Raw genomic sequence first — 18,426 nt, 5'->3', positions numbered from 1 at the left:
TTATTTATATAATTTTAGGAAAATAAAAATTTTATGATTTATAAGAAAGTAAAAAAAGGTGATATCCGTTATTATCAACTTTTTGGATTAAATTGTGTTAAAGTCGTAAATTCAAAAAGCTTAATGTGCGTTTATTTTTTGGGCTTCAAAATTTTGAAAAGAGTTAAATTAAACTATATTAAGTCTCTTACAGAAAAATTAGCAAATGAAGTTAGTATTATTCGAACTGAGAATGTAGCTAGGTATGAAAAGTTGGAAGGCTATATCAGTGAGCATATAAGTAATATCACTTATAATATAGATAATAAATTCAATATATTTATGAATGAAATTGATGGACGCATTAATAATATTAATAGTCTATCTAAAAATATTGATAACCAATTTAATGGGTTATCTTTGAATATTAACAATATTAATGCTTATTCAAAAGCTCATATGGAAAGTTTTGCTGGTTTTAAAAATAAATTTACAGGTCAAGATATAGTCATTTTATGCACTGGTCCCACGCTTGCAAAATATCAGCCAATTGAAAATACAATCAATATTGGTGTAAATAGGGCTTTCAGACGTGATGATATTAGCCTTGATTTTATTTTTATTCAAGATATCACTGGTCTTAAAAACGATATTGATGCAATAAATAATTATAATCCTGAAACATGTCAAAAATTTTATGGAAGCAGCATAACTTTTGGTGCTTCCATACCGGAAAAAGATTTAATTAAAGCCAATGCTAAGCGATATTATGTTGGCAGTTTCTTTACCGATTTTTTCCCTGATATTACATCTTCAGTTTTTCCAGAATATGGATCCGTTGTATTTTCTGCATTAGCATTTGCTCTTTATACTCATCCAAAGCGAATTTATTTAGTTGGGTGCGATGTATGCCAAAATGGCTACTTTGATAACGATGATCAAAATGCATTTTCTTCTAATATTGATTCTCTTTTAAATGGATGGCACGTATTTAAAAAGTTCAAAGATCAGTTTTATCCTGATATAGAAATAGTTTCTATTAATCCAATAGGATTGAAAGGAGTTTTTGAAGATGTTTATCAATAGAGTTTTAATTTTTAATGCTATAAAAAGTATTTAATAATTATTTCTATTAGAAATCATTTAGTTATAAGATGTAAATAATTAACATAGAAATTAATTATATACTAGTATATATACTTTGAATGTTTTATTTTTTCTGCAATTATTTCAGCGCATTGTAAATGATTTCTAATTTTGGGATAGGTAAAAACTCAAATATAATTAATAGCTAGTATTAAATAATGTTCTGAAAATTGATTACATTATGTAATGTAAAAAAAAGGTAATAGTTCGATAATTTAATCAATACCGTTTTTTTTATAGTATAATCTTTCCAATTTACTTATATAAAATTTTAAATTATGTCCAAAAAATATAATTCCTTGACTGCACTTATAAAACTTTGGCCATTTGTAAAGCCATACAAAAAGGCTTTGTTTGTTGCAATTTTGGGTCTTTTATTAAATGCAATTACAGATTCAACTTTAATATCGTTGACCAAACCGTTGCTTGATAATGGTCTAATGGATAAAAACTATGGGCTTTTAATTACTATTGCTATTGCTATTATTGGGTTAATAGCATTAAGAGGCTTATCCAATTATGGATCAACCTATTGTTTATCTTGGTTGTCAGGTAAAGTTATCACTAAATTTAGACAAATGATTTTCAACCATTTAATGAAAAGTCCAGTTAGTTATCATGAAAAACAGTCTATTGGTGATTTAGTATCAATTATTACGTTTAACACTCAAATGTTATCGAAAGCTTCTTCTGATGCATTAATTATTCTTGTGCGCGAAATAACATACGCTGTTGGTTTATGTATAGTGATGTTTTATGGTAATTGGAAATTAGCATTAGTATTAATTATTCTTGTACCTTTAATTATTCTGGTTGCTCAATTTATTGCAAAAAGATTTAGAGAAACACTTACTTCGATGCAAAAAGGTATGGGGGAGATTACTGCCGCAGCTGATGAAATGCTAAAAGGGCATAAGGAAGTTTTAGTTTTTAATGCGAAAGAGTATGAACGATCTAATTTCAATGAAATTACTGACACTTTTCGACGTGGTTTACTTAAAATCGAATTTGTTTCCCGATTATCTACGCCGATTATACAGTTGATTGCAACATGTGGTTTAGGATTAATATTATATCTCGTTGCAAGCCAGAGTTTAGATATCACACCAGGTTCTTTTACTGTGGTTTTTTCTGCTATGGTTGCGGTGATGCGTCCACTACGGGAATTAACCAGTTTACATGTGGAATTACAAAAAGGTGCTGTGGCATGTGAATCATTATTTGAATTGCTTGACTCACCATTAGAAGAAGATAGTGGAACAATTGTTGCTAATCATATTCGAGGTGATATTGAGTTCAAAAATGTAACATATCAGTATCCAACGGCTCATTCACCAGCTCTTAATAATATTAATTTAAAAATTAATGCAGGACAAACGTTAGCTTTAGTTGGGCGCTCGGGAGCAGGTAAATCAACTATTGCAAGCTTAATTCCTAGATTTTATGACTTAGAACAAGGTGAAATATGTTTAGATTCTATAAATGTCAAAGACTATACTTTAAAGTCATTAAGAAATCAAATTGGTTATGTGTCTCAGCAAGTACATTTATTTAATGGAACTATTGCAGATAATATTGTTTACGGTGAAAAAGGTCAGCATAGTCTAGAAGAGATTATTAATGCGGCTAAACTTGCTAATGCAATGGAATTTATTGATAAATTAGAGCATGGTATTGATACTGAAATTGGTGATAATGGTATTTTATTATCTGGAGGTCAGCGGCAACGTATTGCTATTGCAAGAGTATTATTACGAAATAACCCAATTTTAATTTTGGATGAAGCAACCTCAGCTCTCGACAACGAGTCAGAAAAGCTGGTCCAAGAAGCCATTGAAAGATTACAAAAAGGTAGAACTTCGATTATCATTGCTCATCGTTTATCGACGATTGAAAAAGCTGATCGTATTTTAGTTATTGATAGCGGTAGAATTGTAGAAGATGGCAATCACCAATCACTTATCGAACAAAATGGTATTTATGCATTAATGCATAAAATGCAATTTAACTCTTAAAATAGTTGATTTAGTAAAAAAATATGACTCAAAATAACCATAAAGATATTAATGATATAGATCGAGATTCATCAACATGGCAAACTTTTTTGAAGTTATGGCCATATATTGCACAACATAAATTTATTTTATTTATATCAGTAATTTTGTTAATTATTAGTGCATTTGCTGATACTTCATTGATTGGCATATTGCGCCCATTGCTTGATCGTGGGTTTTCAATGAATGATCAAGAGTTTTTATATATGGCACCCTTTTTCATCTTTGGTTTAGTACTGATGCGAGGTATTGCAAATTATGGTTATTCTGTATTTTTAGCCTTAGTTTCAGGTAAAATTGTTATGCGGATTCGACAAAGGTTATTTGCTCACTTTGTTGATGCTCCTGTTAGCTTCTACGATCAATCTTCAACAGGAAGGTTATTATCTAGAATTACTTATGATACAGAACAAGTCGCTGCTTCATCGTCAGATGCCTTAATTACAATAATACGTGAATCAGCTTTTGTATGTGGGCTTTTCTACACAATGTTTTATAACAGCTGGCAGTTATCGTTGTCTTTAATTATTGTTACTCCTATTGTTGTTATCTTAATTACCTTTATTTCTGTAAAGTTTAGAAAATTAGCCAAAAATATGCAAAACTCCATGGGTAATGTTACCATGTCGGTCGAGCAAATGCTTAAAGGGCATCGAGAAATAATTGTATTTGGAGCCCAAGATGAAGAGTCAAAAAACTTTGAAAAAGTAAGTAATAAATTTCGTCGTGATGGTATGCGTTTAGTGTCTATATCAGCATTGTCTACACCAATTATACAATCAGTTATTTCCTTCGCAATAGCATTTGTCTTGCTTACTGCAAGTGATCCTGAACTAAATATAACACCAGGTGAATTTACTGTTGTTTTTTCATCATTAGTTGCATTAATGCAACCAATCAAAAGTTTAACGAGTGTTAATGCTAATTTTCAAAAAGGTATGGCTGCTTGTCAGACACTCTTTGCTATTTTAGAACAACCAGTAGAATCAGATAAAGGCACTGTAAATATCGAAAGAGTCAAGGGCGATATTAAGTTTAATCATGTATCTTTTGGTTATGAAACACGGCAAGATTTGGCTTTACAAGATATTAGTTTTTCAGTCCCAGCTGGAAAAACTGTAGCATTGGTTGGGCGATCAGGTTCAGGAAAAACGACAATAGCTAGTTTATTAGCGCGTTTTTATGATATTTCTGAAGGTGAAATATTCATTGACGGTTACAATATACAGGATTTAACGTTAAATTCTTTGCGTAATCAAATTGGATTAGTATCACAAAATGTTCATCTCTTTAATGATTCTATTGCTAACAATATTGCTTATGGTCGGATTGGTGAGTACACAATAGAGGAAATAGAAGAAGCTGCAAAAAAGGCTTATGCTTATGATTTCATTATAAAATGTGAAAATGGATTTGATACCAAGGTTGGTGAAGGTGGTTCGCTATTATCTGGTGGGCAAAGACAACGAATTGCTATTGCTAGAGCACTTTTACGGAATAGCCCAATTTTAATTTTAGATGAGGCTACTTCTGCGCTAGATACTGAATCAGAAAGAGCCATTCAAAAAGCCTTAGATGAATTGCAAAAAGGCCGAACAGCTATTGTTATAGCACATAGATTATCTACTATTGAAAAAGCTGATGAAATATTAGTTATTGATAATGGGCATATAATTGAACGAGGTAATCATAAAACATTACTTCAAAAAGAAGGTATTTATGCTAAATTATATTTATCAAATCAATTAGGATAATTTATTGTGGCATTGCAGATTTTACGGTTATATATTTAACAATAAATAAAATTCAAAAAAATTTGATTTGTATCGATATATTCATTGTTTATGGTGATTAATTTTAAAGCAGCAATGTAGTAAAGTTAGCTTAGAAATATAAGGTAATATGATGAGTTTAAAAAGGATTGTAGTCGATTTTATTTGTCTATTTATAAAAGATAACAAAAAAAAATATTTCTTTAAAAAGAAATATGGTAGTAAAACTCCTTATATATTATATAGAAAAAATGCAAAAATTTATGAAAATATCTATATTCCTATCTACAAGCCTAATGTAAGACTATGTTCCATTGAACCCGAAATTTACAATAAAAAAGGTGAAAAAATTCGGGTCATGTTTTTAAGAGATCGCTATCGCCCTGATGCTTCATCGCAAACAAGTAACCTTATCTATTGGGATAAATACAATTTCGAATTGCCTTTACATTTATATACCCATGGTCGTATGTTAGAAACAATGGGGTCACCACGTAATCGTTTTGGTGCTCTAGTTGAAACAAAAGGTATAAAACCAGATAGTTATGATATATTCAAAAACTATCAGGGGTTAGAAAAAGATTTTGATTTGATATTTACCTATGATGAAAAATTATTAAACGAAATACCAAATGCTCGATTTGTTCCTTTTTGTGCAGACATAAAACTTTTTACAAGAGATTTTATTATGTTACCTAACTTAGAGGGAATCTTTCAACAAAACTTATTTTATGAAAAGATAAAAAATATATCCATGATATCTTCCGGAAAAAGATTATGTGATTTACATCTTAAACGAATTGCGACTGCGATTAAATTAAAAAATAATCCCAATGTTGATACGTTTGGAACGTTTGACGGTGGTAACATTGTTGAACCTTATGATACTTTGAAAGATTATCGGTATTCTATTATCTTTGAAAATGAAATATCACCATATTGTTTTACCGAAAAATTGACAAATTGCTTTGCAACTCAGACAGTGCCTATCTACATTGGAGCGACTAAAATTTATGAATTTTTTGATGAAGATGGTATTATCCGAGTAGATGAAAGTGAAATTGATAATATTGAATATATAATTAATCAATGTAATGAGGCAGATTATTTATCTCGAAAAAAGGCGATTATGAAAAATTTCATTACCGTCCAAAAATTTGCAAATAATGAAGACTATATGTACAAAACTTATATAAAAGATAATTTTTGATATCGCATTTTAATAATTTGTTCCAAAACTATTGGATTTAACTCAAAACGATAGCTTTTAATTAGTTGGTACAACAGTGGAAATAATAAATGATTAATATTAATGAATTCCTACAAAATAAAAAAGAAATAATTTTAAATAATAAAACATCGCCCGAACAATGGCATGTGCTTCTTTGTTTTGATGATGATTATGCCTTACCTGCAGGAGTAAATATCCACTCAATTATTAAAAATAATGCAGATAAAGCATTACATTTCCATTTATTTATGCAGAATGTATCAGATGCGAATAAAAGTAAAATAGCCCAACTTGCTTCGGATTTAGTATCATTAACTGAATATGATATTAACGATAAACTCCAAATTCATACAAATAACACCAAATATTTTCCTGTTTCAGCTTGCCTACGCATAATTGCTCCATTAATTATATCTAAAGATATTAACAAATTACTTTATGTTGATAGCGATACATTATGTTTAGGATCATTAGAACAACTATTTAATACTAATTTAACTGATCAAGTTGTTGCTGCTGTCCCTGATGTTGAAAATACTCAAAAATCCCAATGCAAAAAATTTGAAATCGAATATGGTAATTATTTTAATTCCGGTGTAATTCTATATAACATCGAAAACTGGAATCAGTTAGATGTAACAAATAAAGCGCTAAATCTATTAAATGAAGGCGTAGCTTATAAATTCCCAGATCAAGATGTATTAAACCTTTTATTGAAAGATAAAGTATATTATCTTCCAAGAAAATATAATAATATTACAGTACTTACAGTTGAAGGAAATGAGGATTTGAAAATATCTGATAACGCCATTTTTATTCATTATGTATCAGGTAGCAAACCATGGTTTAGACTTTATTTGACCCCTGTATATCAGCAATATATTAATGGATCGCCTTGGAGGGACACTTCATTATTATTAGCCAATAACAAATCGCCTTCAACTACTCGCCGTTACGCTAAAATTTTATCGAATGAAGGTAAATATTGGAGAGCTTTTCTTTATTATACTCTATATTTAAAGCATAAAATTTGGAAAAAATGATTTAGCGAACTCAATAACATTTAGCTAAAATTGTATAAATCCAAGTAATCATTATTGGTGAAGAATAAAATCAGTTATATTATGAATGCAAAACAATGTATAACACATTAACGGTTTATAATTATTTTAATTAAGGTTTACATGAATATTAACCCTCTAATATCGGTAGTTATCCCTGCTTATAATACAAAAGATGTGATTGAAAAGACCCTTAAATCAGTGGAGGCGCAGACTTATCAAAATTACCAAATGATAATTATTGATGATGGATCAACCGATGGCACATCACAATTGCTAGATGAATATCAGCAAAATAATAATAAATGTATTGTTTATCATCAAACTAACAGTGGGGTATCAGCAGCAAGGAATAAAGGGATAGAATGTTCTACAGGTGAGTTTATTTGCTTTTTAGATAGTGATGACACTTATGCTCCTACCTTTTTTGAAACAATGTTATTACGACAACAGCAAACACATGGCAACATTGTTTATTGTGGATTTTATCGGATAAAAAAAAGTAGTATTGTTAAAGAGATATTTAATTTTAATGAGGGTAATATTGTCAAAAGTTTTCTTGAAAAATGCTTTCATATCTCAGGTATGCTGTTTAGACGTTCATTTTTAATCGACAATAACATCACATTCGATATCGATCTAAAAGTGTGTGAAGATATTTTCTTTACGATCAAAACAATAACTAAAAGTGATGTCTTTGTGGTAAAAGAGCACTTATTTAATTATTTTTATCGTGAAAAATCAGTAACAAATGCAACTGCAATAATTGATTTATATTTAGAAGATATTAACACATGGTCACGTATACAATTTTATTTAAATCAGAATTATCATTGTGAAGATCAACTTATTGTAAAGCAGTTGGTTCAATCAATTTTAGTCAAACTAAAAACAAAACTATTAATTGAATATTTAAAAAACTTCAACTACAAGCAAATTCGTAATTATCTTAATAAAGATTTAGGATTTATCAATGAGATAAAAATTGTTGATACACAATACTTACGTAAAACTGATCAAAAAAAAATAAAAATTATCAAATCTACTAACTTAATGGTTTGGATTTTTGGTAGCTTATATTATCGATATATTAGGCGTGGTTCAAAAAAGTAACTAAATGGATAAGTAGAAGTGTTTAATCTAATTAAACTGTAATAACAGGGCAGAAACAATATGAATAATCAAAAAATAAATATAGCCTTTTGTACAGATAGTAATTATCTTGAATATGTCGCAATTGCAATAAAATCAATTCAATTAAATAATTTACATAATTCTATACAATTCTATGTATTTTTATATGATGTTCCGAAAAGTGAACTTCAAATCTTTCAAAAACTTGATGCCCCTATTGAAATTCTGACAATTGACCAGCAAGAAATAGAAAAATATCAAAATGAGCATAAATTAAAACATATTAACCGTTCAATGTATATTCGGTTATTAGTCCCTCGACTACTATTAGGTAAAGTGGATAAATTTATCTATTTAGATGCTGATACGCTCTGTTTCAAAGACATATCTTCAATTAAACAGGTTGATATTGATACTGTAATATGTGCAGTAGTTTCAGACTCATTAAAACAGCAAAACGTAGCTAAAAATGTTAGTCGATTAAAATTAAATTCAGCGAATTATTTTAATTCTGGGTTCCTTTATATTAATACCAAAAATTGGTGTGAATTTGACGTTGAAAATAAAGTTAATGCCATTTTATTAAATCCTCAGTCAAAACTGATTTATCCAGATCAAGATGCATTAAATCTTGTTTTACAAAATCATGTTAAATTTATTGATTGTAGATGGAATTATCTTTTTACTTGGATGACTGAATCTGAAAAAGAACAATTTTTTTACCATGAAGATACTCTTCCTTATATTATCCATTTTACTGGAGCAAGAAAGCCTTGGTATCTTGAGCATATTGGGTTAGCTCAAAACTTATATGTTTTTTATAAACATTTCACGCCATGGCATAAGCAACCTTTAAAAAGTTATCTTCCGAGAATGAGAATTAATGATTATCGTATTTATGGAAAGTCCTTTTTAAAAAAAGGTAAATTATTTAAAGGGACAAAATTTTTAATAACTTATTTATTATTGAAATTAAAAAAGAAAGAAAAAAATAACAAACCAAGCTAGGATTTAAAGAGTATGAGTAATTTTGTGTGGCAAATAAAGTTTTTACGTAAAAAAATAAAATTATTTTTTCTAAATACAATAAACAAACTATTAATATGCTGTTTTCCTAAAAGAAAAGAGGAATTTGATCCTTCAAAAATAAAAACAATTTTAATTGCTCGTAATGACAAAATTGGCGATTTGGTAGTGACCACCCCGTTAATCAAAAATCTCGCGCAAGCAGGCTATGATGTATATGTATCATCGCAACAAGGAAGTCTGGCTATTATTGAGCATAACCCATATGTAAAAGGCACTTTTAGCTACAATGACTATTCAATAAAAGATTTATTTCATACCATAAAAAAAATTAGGAAAAAGCATTTTGACCTTGTTATTGACACTAGGCCTTTTTATTCTTTCGAGATGAGAAAAATTATATTTTGCGCTTTTACCAACTCAACTCATTTAATGGGATTTAATAAAAGCAATGTGAAAACTTATAATATATCTATCCCTTATTATGATAATAATGCTCATATAACAAATCAGCTAAATATGGTATATACCTATTTAAATGTGAGAACTCATGATTACAGTTATGACCTTCATACATCATCAGCAAACGAAAAATATATATTAGATTTTTTATCCCAAAATAATATAGACAAATTTGTTATCGTTAATCCTTTTGGTGGAGCAAGAAAGCGGGAATTATCTCAATGGCAAATGGAATGCCTTGTATCAAGTTTGAAAGAAACAAAGTTTGGTTATCAAATAGTATTTATTGGTGAACCTAATAAACTGAATAAAATTGATGCAAAATTAGGATTAAAATTTAAATCTAACTCAATTTTAGATATTGTTGCCTTAGTAAAAAAATCATCATATGTAGTAACCGTTGACACTTCTATTGTTCATATCGCAGCCGCCTTTAATTTGCCATGCTTAACGATCTATTCTGAATCTATCTTATATGAAGAAACTGATGATATTAATTTAAAAATGCGAAGAAAATGGAAAAACTATTTTAAGCAGTCTTGTAATTATCTTGTTGATAAGACTTATTTAAACCAACATAACTTAACAGTTGAATTACCTTATTGTTATGAACAATTATGGGCACCAAATAACCCAAATGCCAAACAAATTGTTTTTTATAAGTCTTTTTTAGGTAAAGTAGATAATAATGAATTTATCAATCGGATTTCGGATAGTATGCCATAATGAAATTTAACAAATTATTTTTATAGACTCAAATCAATATTAATCTGCCATTTGGTAATAAAACCTAATTTACCAAATGGATAATTTATTTAGTAAATATTTTTTTAGTTACTCTTATTTTTAGTATTATTTCATTAAATTAGGTTTGAATTCAAATATATCTTTTTTGAAAAGTTATTGTTATAGTATGACTAATTCATAGGTTATTAATTATCCCATTCCATTGTAATAAATACAGCTGTTTTACACTGTTTCTTATAGTATAACCTTGTATAATTTATTAAATAATTTTTAAAAGTTTATTTAAAGCTGTTTTTTTTAATTAGGTGTGATTTAAGTGATTGATGATTTTGCAGATAATGGTTTGCTAGCTAAAACTATTGAAGGCTTTGTGGCTCGAGAACCACAAAGGATCATGGCAAGTAAAATTACTGAGTCAATAAAAAAACAGCAATCGCTTGTTGTTGAAGCAGGAACTGGAACGGGTAAAACATTTGCTTATTTAGTACCTGCTTTGCGAAGTGATAAAAAAGTAATATTGTCAACTGGTTCTAAAAACCTACAAGAACAGTTATTTAGTAAAGACTTGCCAATTATCAAAAAGGCATTGAATTACACGGGCAAAGTATCGTTGCTTAAAGGACGCTCTAATTACCTTTGTTTAGAACGGTTGTATCACCAATATGCTGCTGCGGGTGATCTTAATAAAGAGCTAAGAGTGGATTTAGCACGTGTAAAGAACTGGTCAATTAAAACAAAAGATGGTGATATTAGCAAATGTGCTAACGTGACTGAAGAGAATGCAATTTGGACAATACTGACGAGCACTAATGAGTCTTGTCTTGGCAGTGATTGCGAGCATTATAACGATTGTTATGTTGTCAAAGCCCGTAAACGTGCATTAAATGCAGATATTGTTGTAGTTAATCATCATCTATTTTTGGCGGATATCGTTGTTAAAGATACTGGATTTGGCGAACTTATACCTAAAGCTGATGTCATGATTTTTGATGAAGCACATCAATTGCCAGATTTAGCTTGTCATTATTTTGGGCAACAATTGAATAGTAGGCAATTATTTGATTTATCTAAACAAATTATGCTTTGTTATCGGACGGAAGTAAAAGATATGTCTCAATTACAGCAGTGTGCAGATAAATTGCAAAAAAGTGTTCAAGATCTACGTATCATTGTTAGCCAGCAAGCCCCAAAAGGAAACTTGCGATATCTTTTGAGTCAAGAATCAATAAAAAATGAGTTGTCTTATCTATTTGATGCATTGAACTTTTGTCATGAGATTCTATTATTGGGTTTAGGGAGGTCCACCACATTAGATAACTGTTTTGAACGAGTGAATCAATATATTTTACTTTTAAAAAGATTAAGCGAAACAAAAGTAATGGGGTTTAGTTACTGGTATGAAAGTACACCTAACTATTTTATATTTGCTTTAACACCCTTATCCGTTTCGGATAAATTTGCTGAACTGTTAGTTGAACGAAAAGGAAGCTGGATATTTACTTCTGCAACATTATCGGTTGATAATCAATTAGGCTATTTTACTAAACGTTTAGGACTAATTAATGCCGATTCATTGATACTAGAAAGCCCTTTTGATTATCAACATCAAACGATATTATGTGTTCCTCGTTATATTCCTTCTCCTAATGAAAAAGGTAATGCTGAAAAACTTGTTGAAATTTTATTACCTGTAATCGAAGCAAATAACGGGCGTTGTTTTTTCTTATGTACTTCTTACGCCATGGTGAATGCTTTAGCTAAGCAATTTAGGGAACTAATACAATTACCAGTGCTAGTCCAAGGGGAAACCAGCAAAATTAAGTTACTTGAACAGTTTATTCAAAGCGGCAACGCATTATTAATTGCTACTAGTAGCTTTTGGGAAGGCATTGATGTTAGAGGCGATACTCTATCATGTGTTATTATAGATAAATTGCCTTTTATATCACCAGAAGATCCATTGATTAAAGCTCGGATGGAAGATTGCCAAATGCAAGGTGGTGACGCATTTGATGAAGTACAGTTACCCGAAGCGGTAATCACTTTAAAACAAGGTGTTGGGCGATTAATTCGCCACCATGATGATCGGGGGGCGATTATTATCTGTGATAATCGTCTAGTGATGCGACCTTATGGTGCAACTTTTATTAATAGCTTGCCACCTTCGCCAAGAACTCGAGATGTTAATAAGGTTATTAATTTCCTATTAACTAAAAGCTGATTTGAAAAGATTAATTATTTTGAGGAAAAAATGAGTACTATTTTAGCCATTGATACTTCAACAGAAGCCTGTTCAGTAGCTTTGTCCTACCAGAACGAAATCACATATGATTTTATTATCTCTGCTCGCGATCATACCAAACAAATATTGCCAATGGTTGATAAATTACTCAAACAATCTGATTGTTCACTTTCAAAAATTGATGCAATCGCTTTTGGACAAGGTCCTGGTAGTTTTACTGGTGTTCGAATCGGCATTGGGGTTGCACAAGGTTTGGCTTTAGGCATTGGTAAACCAATGATTGGTGTATCAACTCTTATGACTTTAGTGCAAGGTGTATACCGTACAGAACAGGCAACAGATATAATTGCAGCTATTGATGCGAGAATGAATGAAGTTTATTTAGGGCAGTATCGTTATATTAATAATCAATGGCAAACGATAATACCCGAATGCGTTATTGCTCCGGAACAAGTAATCGAAAAAGTGCAGAATATTAATGAAAATAGTTATAGTGCTGGTACCGGATGGCAAACTTACCCAAATATGCTTAACAATATAAAACGAAGTAATATTTTACTGCCTCATGCTCAAGATTTAATTGTGATTGCAGATCAAAAATGGAAAAGAAAAGACATAATTAACGTTGAAGAAGTTGAACCAACTTATTTGCGTAATGAAGTAACATGGAAAAAACTACCTGGACGTCAATAAAATAGAGTAAACATAAAAATTTAAGCCTCATTTTTGGGGCTTAAATTTTATATGAAAATTATTAATATTACTTATTCTTTATAAAGTCCTAAATGCTCTTTTGCATAAGCTTCGAAATCAGTACAACCGCCGATTGGTTTTTCATCAATAAAAATCTGTGGAACTGTTTCTACAGGTTTTCCAACGCTCTTAGATAAATCTTCTTTCGTGATACCTTCAGCATTAATATCTACATAACGATATGAAAAATCATCGCGTTCTTGTGAAAGCTTTTCGGCAAGCTCTTTTGCTCGCACACAGTAAGGACACCCTTGACGCCCGAAAATTACGGTATACATTTAACACCTCTGGTAAGTGAATTTAAGTTGCATTTACTATACTTAACTTTTAGAAAATTAAAAGTATCTAATTATAGTTAATCAAAAAGATTATATCCATTAATTTGACTGTTTGAAAGTGAGTTAGCTTTAAAAATAGTATCTAGCGAGTTTTTCCATTATTTTCAATTTTATGTTCTATTTATCAATACATAAGCAGTGAGCCATCTTTTGTTATCTTTGTGACCAAATAATAGATTATAATCTAACTTTGATAACTAATTGGGTGTAAATATGTTAAAAAAAATTTTATTTGTTTTAGTATTATTTCCCTTCATGGTTTTTGCATCTTATAAGGAATGCATGGTTAAACCAAGTTACAATATAACAATTAATGACCAAAATGTGCATATTTTTAATAAAAAAAGTGATATGTTAATATTACCTGATGGTGAGGTAATTTTTAATGGTAAATCGATAACCTTAGGGTCACAATTACAAAATGTAACAACTCAATTTCAGCAAGAGTTACGGCAACATCTACCACAATTGGAACAACAGACTTTAAATTTGTTAAGAGAAGTATATGAAATATTTGAAAAGGCGATTCAAACAAGATTAAATAATGATAGCCAACTAAGTAGCGAATTAAAAACATTATATAAGCGTCTTGTAAACTTATTACAGCAATCAATAGTTACTATCAACAATGAAACCTATTTTAATTATAAGAATTATAATAATTTAAAAAAAGATGGTGAAGCTATTGGTCAAGAAATTTTTTTAAATGTTGTGGGAAACAGTATTTTACAACTAAATATATTTAAAAATTACAATGCAATTAAACAAATATCTAAAAAAGAATGGAAATTGCAAAAACCGAAATTAAAAGTATTTGATGAGTATGTTTGTTCTGTTATTACCCATATAGATGAGCAATATCAAAAAATATTAATTTATCTTAATCAATTGAATGACAAGTGAATAGACATTAATAAAAACTTTTGCGAGAATATTATTTTTATTTGGATAAAGAATTAAAGCCCATGACTGCACATATAATTGATGGTAAAGCATTAGCACAACAAGTGCGAAATGACATTGCGACTAAGGTAAAAATTCGGATTGAAAAAGGGTTATCTGTCCCTGGGCTTGCAGTAATACAAGTGGGTTCAGATCCTGCATCGAAAATTTATGTTAAAAATAAGCGAAAAGCTTGCGAAGATGTTGGTTTTATTTCATTTGATTATGACTTTCCTTATTCGACGACGGATGAACTGTTAGCACTAATTGATGAATTAAATTGTCGCATTGATGTGCATGGGATTTTAGTACAACTTCCATTACCCGATAACATCGATAAAACTAAAGTGCTTGAACGCATAGAGCCGAGTAAAGACGTAGATGGTTTTCATCCATATAATATTGGGCATTTATTACAACGTGACCCAATTTTACGCCCATGTACTCCTTATGGTATAGTTAAACTATTAAAATCTACAGGTATAAACCTATCTGGATTAAATGCTACTGTTGTTGGTGCATCAAGTATTGTTGGTCGCCCAATGGCCTTAGAATTGTTGCTATTAGGTTGTACAACAACCATTACTCATAGTCGAACAATAGATCTTGCAAAACATGTAAATAATGCTGATATTGTGATTGCTGGTGTAGGTATACCTAATTATGTAAAAGGTGAATGGATAAAACCAGGTGCAATTGTAATTGATGTTGGTATTAATCGTTTACCTGATGGTAAACTAGTTGGGGATGTTGAGTTTGATACAGCCATGAAACGTGCTGGTTGGATCACACCTGTTCCTGGTGGTGTAGGTCCGATGACAGTAGCAATGTTAATGAGCAATACGCTTGAAGCATGCGAAAAATTTAATAAATAAATTATTTTATGTTAGACACATTTTTAATGTATTGAAATAAATCATTTAAAAATGGAAAATAAGGAACATGTTATGATCATACTTCATACTAATTTAGGTGACATTAAAGTTAAAACTTTTAATGATAAAGCACCAGAAACAGTTAAGAATTTTATTGAATATTGCCAAGAAGGTTTTTATAATAATACTATTTTTCATAGGGTTATTGATGGTTTTATGATTCAAGGCGGTGGCTTTGAACCCGGTATGAAACAGAAAAAAACAAAGGCGCCAATTAAAAATGAGGCGGATAATGGCATAAAAAATAATCGTGGGACATTGGCGATGGCTCGCACCCCAGATCCTCATTCGGCAACTGCACAGTTTTTCATTAACGTGGTTGATAATGATTATTTGAATTTTCGCTCGCCAGATATGAGTGGTTATGGCTATTGTGTTTTCGCTGAAGTTGTAGACGGGCTTGACGTTGTAGATAAAATTAAATCCGTAAAAACCGGACGCGATGGTATGCATTCTGACGTTCCAGTTGAAGATGTCATCATTACGAGTGTTACGGTTGAATAATCCTGCCCGTTATTTTATTGCTGATATTCATCTAGCAGACAATGAGCCTGCCTCCGGTCATTTTGGCGTGTTGGGAGGCTTTCTATCTTTTTTAGATACCTTACCTGAGAAATGTGAATTATATATTTTAGGTGATCTGTTTGATTATTGGGTTGGTGATGATGTGAGAACCAATTTGAATAAGAAGATTGCTCAAGCATTAAATGCACTATCCCAAAAGCAGATTACTAAATATTTTGTACATGGTAATCGTGATTTTTTATTAGGGAATAAATACGCTCAATTATGTGATATGACGATTTTGTCTGATATTAGCAGCTTACCAAATCAGGACAAAAATATCATTTTATTACATGGAGATTTATTGTGTATAGATGATCTGCAATATCAAAAATTTCGTAATGTTATGCACAATAAATGGCTTCAAAAGCTATTTTTATTTTTACCATTTTTCATTCGACTGAAAATTGCAGATAAATTGCGAAAGAAAAGTAGCCAGCATAATCAAATAAAACCTCAAATTATTATGGATGTGAATCAGCAAGCTGTAGTTGAAATGATGATTAAACATAATGCAAATATTATGGTACACGGTCATACTCACAAACCAGCAAACCATCATTTTTTCATTGAAGGTAAATCTGTATCTAGAATTGTACTGGGTGCATGGCATGATGGTATTTCGTACATTAAACAGGAACAAAATAGTAACCAATTAAAACTCTATAGCCATTCTTTCAAATAGTTGGTCTTTAAAATATGTTCTGTTTTACCATAATTTATTAATTTACCTTGTTCTAAAATGGCGACATGATTAGCTATTTTTTTTACTTCATTAATATTATGCGTGACATAAATAATGGGAATATCAAAATTATAATTTAATTTTTGAATATAGGTTAATAACTCTTTTTTTCTAGGCATATCAAGTGCAGAAAGTGGTTCATCCATTAGTAATAATGTTGGATCCGTTAATAATGCTCGGCCTATAGACACACGCTGTTTCTCACCACCTGATAACATTGCTGGATAACGGTTTAACAATGAACGAATATTAAGTACATCAACGATCTCGTCAAACCTATTATAGGTTAATTCATTCATCCCATAAGTGAGATTTTTGATGATTTTATAATGAGGAAATAGTAAAGCATCTTGAAAAACAGTACCAATATGCCTGTTTTCTGGTACGACAAATAGATTATTATTAGTATCAACAAGTAGTTTATCATTAAGGATAATATAACCGTGATCCGGCTTAGTTAATCCATTAATCATGCTTATTAATGTTGACTTACCTGAACCGGAAACACCTAATATTGCAGTAATACCTTGGCAGGGAATGTCATGATGAAATTGAAATAAAAAAGAAGGAATCTGCTTATTAATATGTATCTTTAACATAGTTTATTGCCCAGATAATTTATTTTTATGCCTACGGTTCAATGCTTCTGATAAAACTAGTGCAATTAATGACAATAGAATAGAAATAGTACATAATCGTAACGCTGCTGATTCACCATTTGGGGTCTGTAATAATGTATACATTGCTAATGGTAATGTGCGCGTTTCACCTTGAATATTGGATACAAAGGTAATAGTTGCGCCAAACTCACCTAAACAACGTGCAAAGCTTAAAATCACCCCCATTAAAATCCCCGGAAAAGCTAAGGGTAAAGTGATAGTCATGAAGACACGAAATTTATGTGCACCGAGTGTTCGAGCTACATTTTCTAAACGCGTATCTATTGATTCAATAGCCAAACGAATTGAGCGCACCATAAGTGGAAAAGCAACCACTCCTGAAGCTAACGCAGCACCTTGCCAATTGAAACTAAAGCTAATGTTTAAATATTCATTTAACCACTGACCAATAACACCACGTCGCCCCATAGTTAATAGCAATAAATAACCTAAAACAACAGGCGGTAACACTAACGGAAGGTGTACAAAACTGTCAAACAAGGACTTACCAAAAAATTTGCATCGAGCTAAAACCCAAGCAGTTAAAATTCCTATCGGCAAACTAAAAAATATTGCCGCACTAGCTATTTTTAAGCTTAGTAATAATGTTTGCCATTCAATTTCGGTCAATATCAT

Annotated in this window: 17 protein-coding genes; 14 read left to right on the top strand and 3 right to left on the bottom strand. The window is 30.5% G+C overall.

The genetic code is table 11. The annotated features are described in order from the left end of the window. Positions 1 to 33: 33 nt before the first annotated feature. From A9G48_RS01315 to tsaB, 10 genes are all read left to right on the top strand, one after another. On the top strand, positions 34 to 1,065 hold the full coding sequence (locus tag A9G48_RS01315) for a hypothetical protein (protein WP_051824997.1): 1,032 nt from the start codon (positions 34 to 36) through the stop codon (positions 1,063 to 1,065). A 338-nt stretch (positions 1,066 to 1,403) separates the two neighbouring features. Beyond that, entirely contained in the window at positions 1,404 to 3,140 is a 1,737-nt protein-coding gene (gene msbA, locus A9G48_RS01310; RefSeq protein WP_034943357.1) for a lipid A export permease/ATP-binding protein MsbA, read from the top strand. 23 nt (positions 3,141 to 3,163) lie between these two features. Then, complete coding sequence (gene msbA, locus A9G48_RS01305; protein ID WP_051824995.1) at positions 3,164 to 4,933, top strand: lipid A ABC transporter ATP-binding protein/permease MsbA; 1,770 nt, start codon at positions 3,164 to 3,166, stop codon at positions 4,931 to 4,933. A gap of 151 nt (positions 4,934 to 5,084) precedes the next feature. Next, a complete protein-coding gene (locus tag A9G48_RS01300; RefSeq protein ID WP_051824993.1) occupies positions 5,085 to 6,161 on the top strand; it encodes a glycosyltransferase family 10 domain-containing protein in 1,077 nt (358 codons plus the stop codon). An 89-nt stretch (positions 6,162 to 6,250) separates the two neighbouring features. Further along, the gene (locus tag A9G48_RS01295; protein ID WP_034943355.1) at positions 6,251 to 7,225 is read left to right on the top strand and encodes a glycosyltransferase family 8 protein; all 975 of its coding nucleotides are present in this window, start codon (positions 6,251 to 6,253) and stop codon (positions 7,223 to 7,225) included. A 141-nt stretch (positions 7,226 to 7,366) separates the two neighbouring features. Next, entirely contained in the window at positions 7,367 to 8,356 is a 990-nt protein-coding gene (locus A9G48_RS01290; protein WP_034943353.1) for a glycosyltransferase family 2 protein, read from the top strand. A 60-nt stretch (positions 8,357 to 8,416) separates the two neighbouring features. Further along, positions 8,417 to 9,385, top strand: a complete 969-nt coding sequence (locus A9G48_RS01285) for a glycosyltransferase family 8 protein (protein WP_034943351.1) — start codon at positions 8,417 to 8,419, stop codon at positions 9,383 to 9,385. A 12-nt stretch (positions 9,386 to 9,397) separates the two neighbouring features. After that, on the top strand, positions 9,398 to 10,591 hold the full coding sequence (locus A9G48_RS01280) for a glycosyltransferase family 9 protein (protein WP_034943349.1): 1,194 nt from the start codon (positions 9,398 to 9,400) through the stop codon (positions 10,589 to 10,591). Between the two features lie 337 nt (positions 10,592 to 10,928). After that, complete coding sequence (locus A9G48_RS01275) at positions 10,929 to 12,833, top strand: ATP-dependent DNA helicase (RefSeq protein ID WP_034943347.1); 1,905 nt, start codon at positions 10,929 to 10,931, stop codon at positions 12,831 to 12,833. Between the two features lie 30 nt (positions 12,834 to 12,863). After that, the gene (tsaB, locus tag A9G48_RS01270; RefSeq protein WP_034943345.1) at positions 12,864 to 13,547 is read left to right on the top strand and encodes a tRNA (adenosine(37)-N6)-threonylcarbamoyltransferase complex dimerization subunit type 1 TsaB; all 684 of its coding nucleotides are present in this window, start codon (positions 12,864 to 12,866) and stop codon (positions 13,545 to 13,547) included. Between the two features lie 71 nt (positions 13,548 to 13,618). On the opposite strand, the gene A9G48_RS01265 is transcribed toward tsaB, so the two are convergent. After that, positions 13,619 to 13,885, bottom strand: coding sequence for a GrxA family glutaredoxin (locus tag A9G48_RS01265; RefSeq protein ID WP_034943342.1), 267 nt, complete (start codon positions 13,883 to 13,885; stop codon positions 13,619 to 13,621). A gap of 273 nt (positions 13,886 to 14,158) precedes the next feature. Here A9G48_RS01265 and A9G48_RS01260 point away from each other — a divergent pair, with 273 nt between their 5' ends. The 4 genes from A9G48_RS01260 to A9G48_RS01245 all read left to right on the top strand — a co-directional run bounded on the left by A9G48_RS01260 (position 14,159) and on the right by A9G48_RS01245 (position 17,071). After that, on the top strand, positions 14,159 to 14,848 hold the full coding sequence (locus A9G48_RS01260) for a DUF2884 family protein (protein ID WP_034943340.1): 690 nt from the start codon (positions 14,159 to 14,161) through the stop codon (positions 14,846 to 14,848). Between the two features lie 62 nt (positions 14,849 to 14,910). Continuing rightward, entirely contained in the window at positions 14,911 to 15,762 is an 852-nt protein-coding gene (folD, locus tag A9G48_RS01255) for a bifunctional methylenetetrahydrofolate dehydrogenase/methenyltetrahydrofolate cyclohydrolase FolD (protein ID WP_034943338.1), read from the top strand. A 72-nt stretch (positions 15,763 to 15,834) separates the two neighbouring features. Next, positions 15,835 to 16,326, top strand: coding sequence for a peptidylprolyl isomerase B (gene ppiB / locus A9G48_RS01250; protein WP_034943336.1), 492 nt, complete (start codon positions 15,835 to 15,837; stop codon positions 16,324 to 16,326). Then, positions 16,295 to 17,071 carry a UDP-2,3-diacylglucosamine diphosphatase gene (locus A9G48_RS01245; protein WP_051824992.1) on the top strand — a complete coding sequence of 259 codons (777 nt, stop codon included), beginning with the start codon at positions 16,295 to 16,297 and terminating at the stop codon, positions 17,069 to 17,071. Before ppiB ends, A9G48_RS01245 begins: the two co-directional genes overlap by 32 nt. Here the strand turns inward: A9G48_RS01245 and A9G48_RS01240 are convergent. Next, complete coding sequence (locus A9G48_RS01240; RefSeq protein ID WP_034943332.1) at positions 17,050 to 17,730, bottom strand: ATP-binding cassette domain-containing protein; 681 nt, start codon at positions 17,728 to 17,730, stop codon at positions 17,050 to 17,052. The two genes, A9G48_RS01245 and A9G48_RS01240, sit on opposite strands and share 22 nt — an antisense overlap. Before the next feature lie 3 nt (positions 17,731 to 17,733). Then, entirely contained in the window at positions 17,734 to 18,426 is a 693-nt protein-coding gene (gene modB, locus A9G48_RS01235; RefSeq protein ID WP_034943329.1) for a molybdate ABC transporter permease subunit, read from the bottom strand.

It is taken from the genome of Gilliamella sp. wkB18, from assembly GCF_001690875.1.
Classification (GTDB): Bacteria; Pseudomonadota; Gammaproteobacteria; order Enterobacterales; family Orbaceae; genus Gilliamella; species Gilliamella apicola_A.
Note: the sequence above shows the minus strand (reverse complement) of the source record. Positions and strands in the feature narration are given on the sequence as shown.

Coding starts and splice junctions, on each gene's coding strand:
- A9G48_RS01295 (WP_034943355.1), top strand. CDS start 6,251: ATGATTAATATTAATGAATTCCTACAAAATAAAAAAGAAATAATTTTA.
- A9G48_RS01260 (WP_034943340.1), top strand. CDS start 14,159: ATGTTAAAAAAAATTTTATTTGTTTTAGTATTATTTCCCTTCATGGTT.
- ppiB (WP_034943336.1), top strand. CDS start 15,835: ATGATCATACTTCATACTAATTTAGGTGACATTAAAGTTAAAACTTTT.
- folD (WP_034943338.1), top strand. CDS start 14,911: ATGACTGCACATATAATTGATGGTAAAGCATTAGCACAACAAGTGCGA.
- A9G48_RS01245 (WP_051824992.1), top strand. CDS start 16,295: ATGTCATCATTACGAGTGTTACGGTTGAATAATCCTGCCCGTTATTTT.
- A9G48_RS01265 (WP_034943342.1), bottom strand. CDS start 13,885: ATGTATACCGTAATTTTCGGGCGTCAAGGGTGTCCTTACTGTGTGCGA.
- A9G48_RS01315 (WP_051824997.1), top strand. CDS start 34: ATGATTTATAAGAAAGTAAAAAAAGGTGATATCCGTTATTATCAACTT.
- A9G48_RS01280 (WP_034943349.1), top strand. CDS start 9,398: ATGAGTAATTTTGTGTGGCAAATAAAGTTTTTACGTAAAAAAATAAAA.
- A9G48_RS01290 (WP_034943353.1), top strand. CDS start 7,367: ATGAATATTAACCCTCTAATATCGGTAGTTATCCCTGCTTATAATACA.
- A9G48_RS01285 (WP_034943351.1), top strand. CDS start 8,417: ATGAATAATCAAAAAATAAATATAGCCTTTTGTACAGATAGTAATTAT.
- modB (WP_034943329.1), bottom strand. CDS start 18,426: ATGATATTGACCGAAATTGAATGGCAAACATTATTACTAAGCTTAAAA.
- msbA (WP_051824995.1), top strand. CDS start 3,164: ATGACTCAAAATAACCATAAAGATATTAATGATATAGATCGAGATTCA.
- A9G48_RS01240 (WP_034943332.1), bottom strand. CDS start 17,730: ATGTTAAAGATACATATTAATAAGCAGATTCCTTCTTTTTTATTTCAA.
- tsaB (WP_034943345.1), top strand. CDS start 12,864: ATGAGTACTATTTTAGCCATTGATACTTCAACAGAAGCCTGTTCAGTA.
- A9G48_RS01300 (WP_051824993.1), top strand. CDS start 5,085: ATGAGTTTAAAAAGGATTGTAGTCGATTTTATTTGTCTATTTATAAAA.
- msbA (WP_034943357.1), top strand. CDS start 1,404: ATGTCCAAAAAATATAATTCCTTGACTGCACTTATAAAACTTTGGCCA.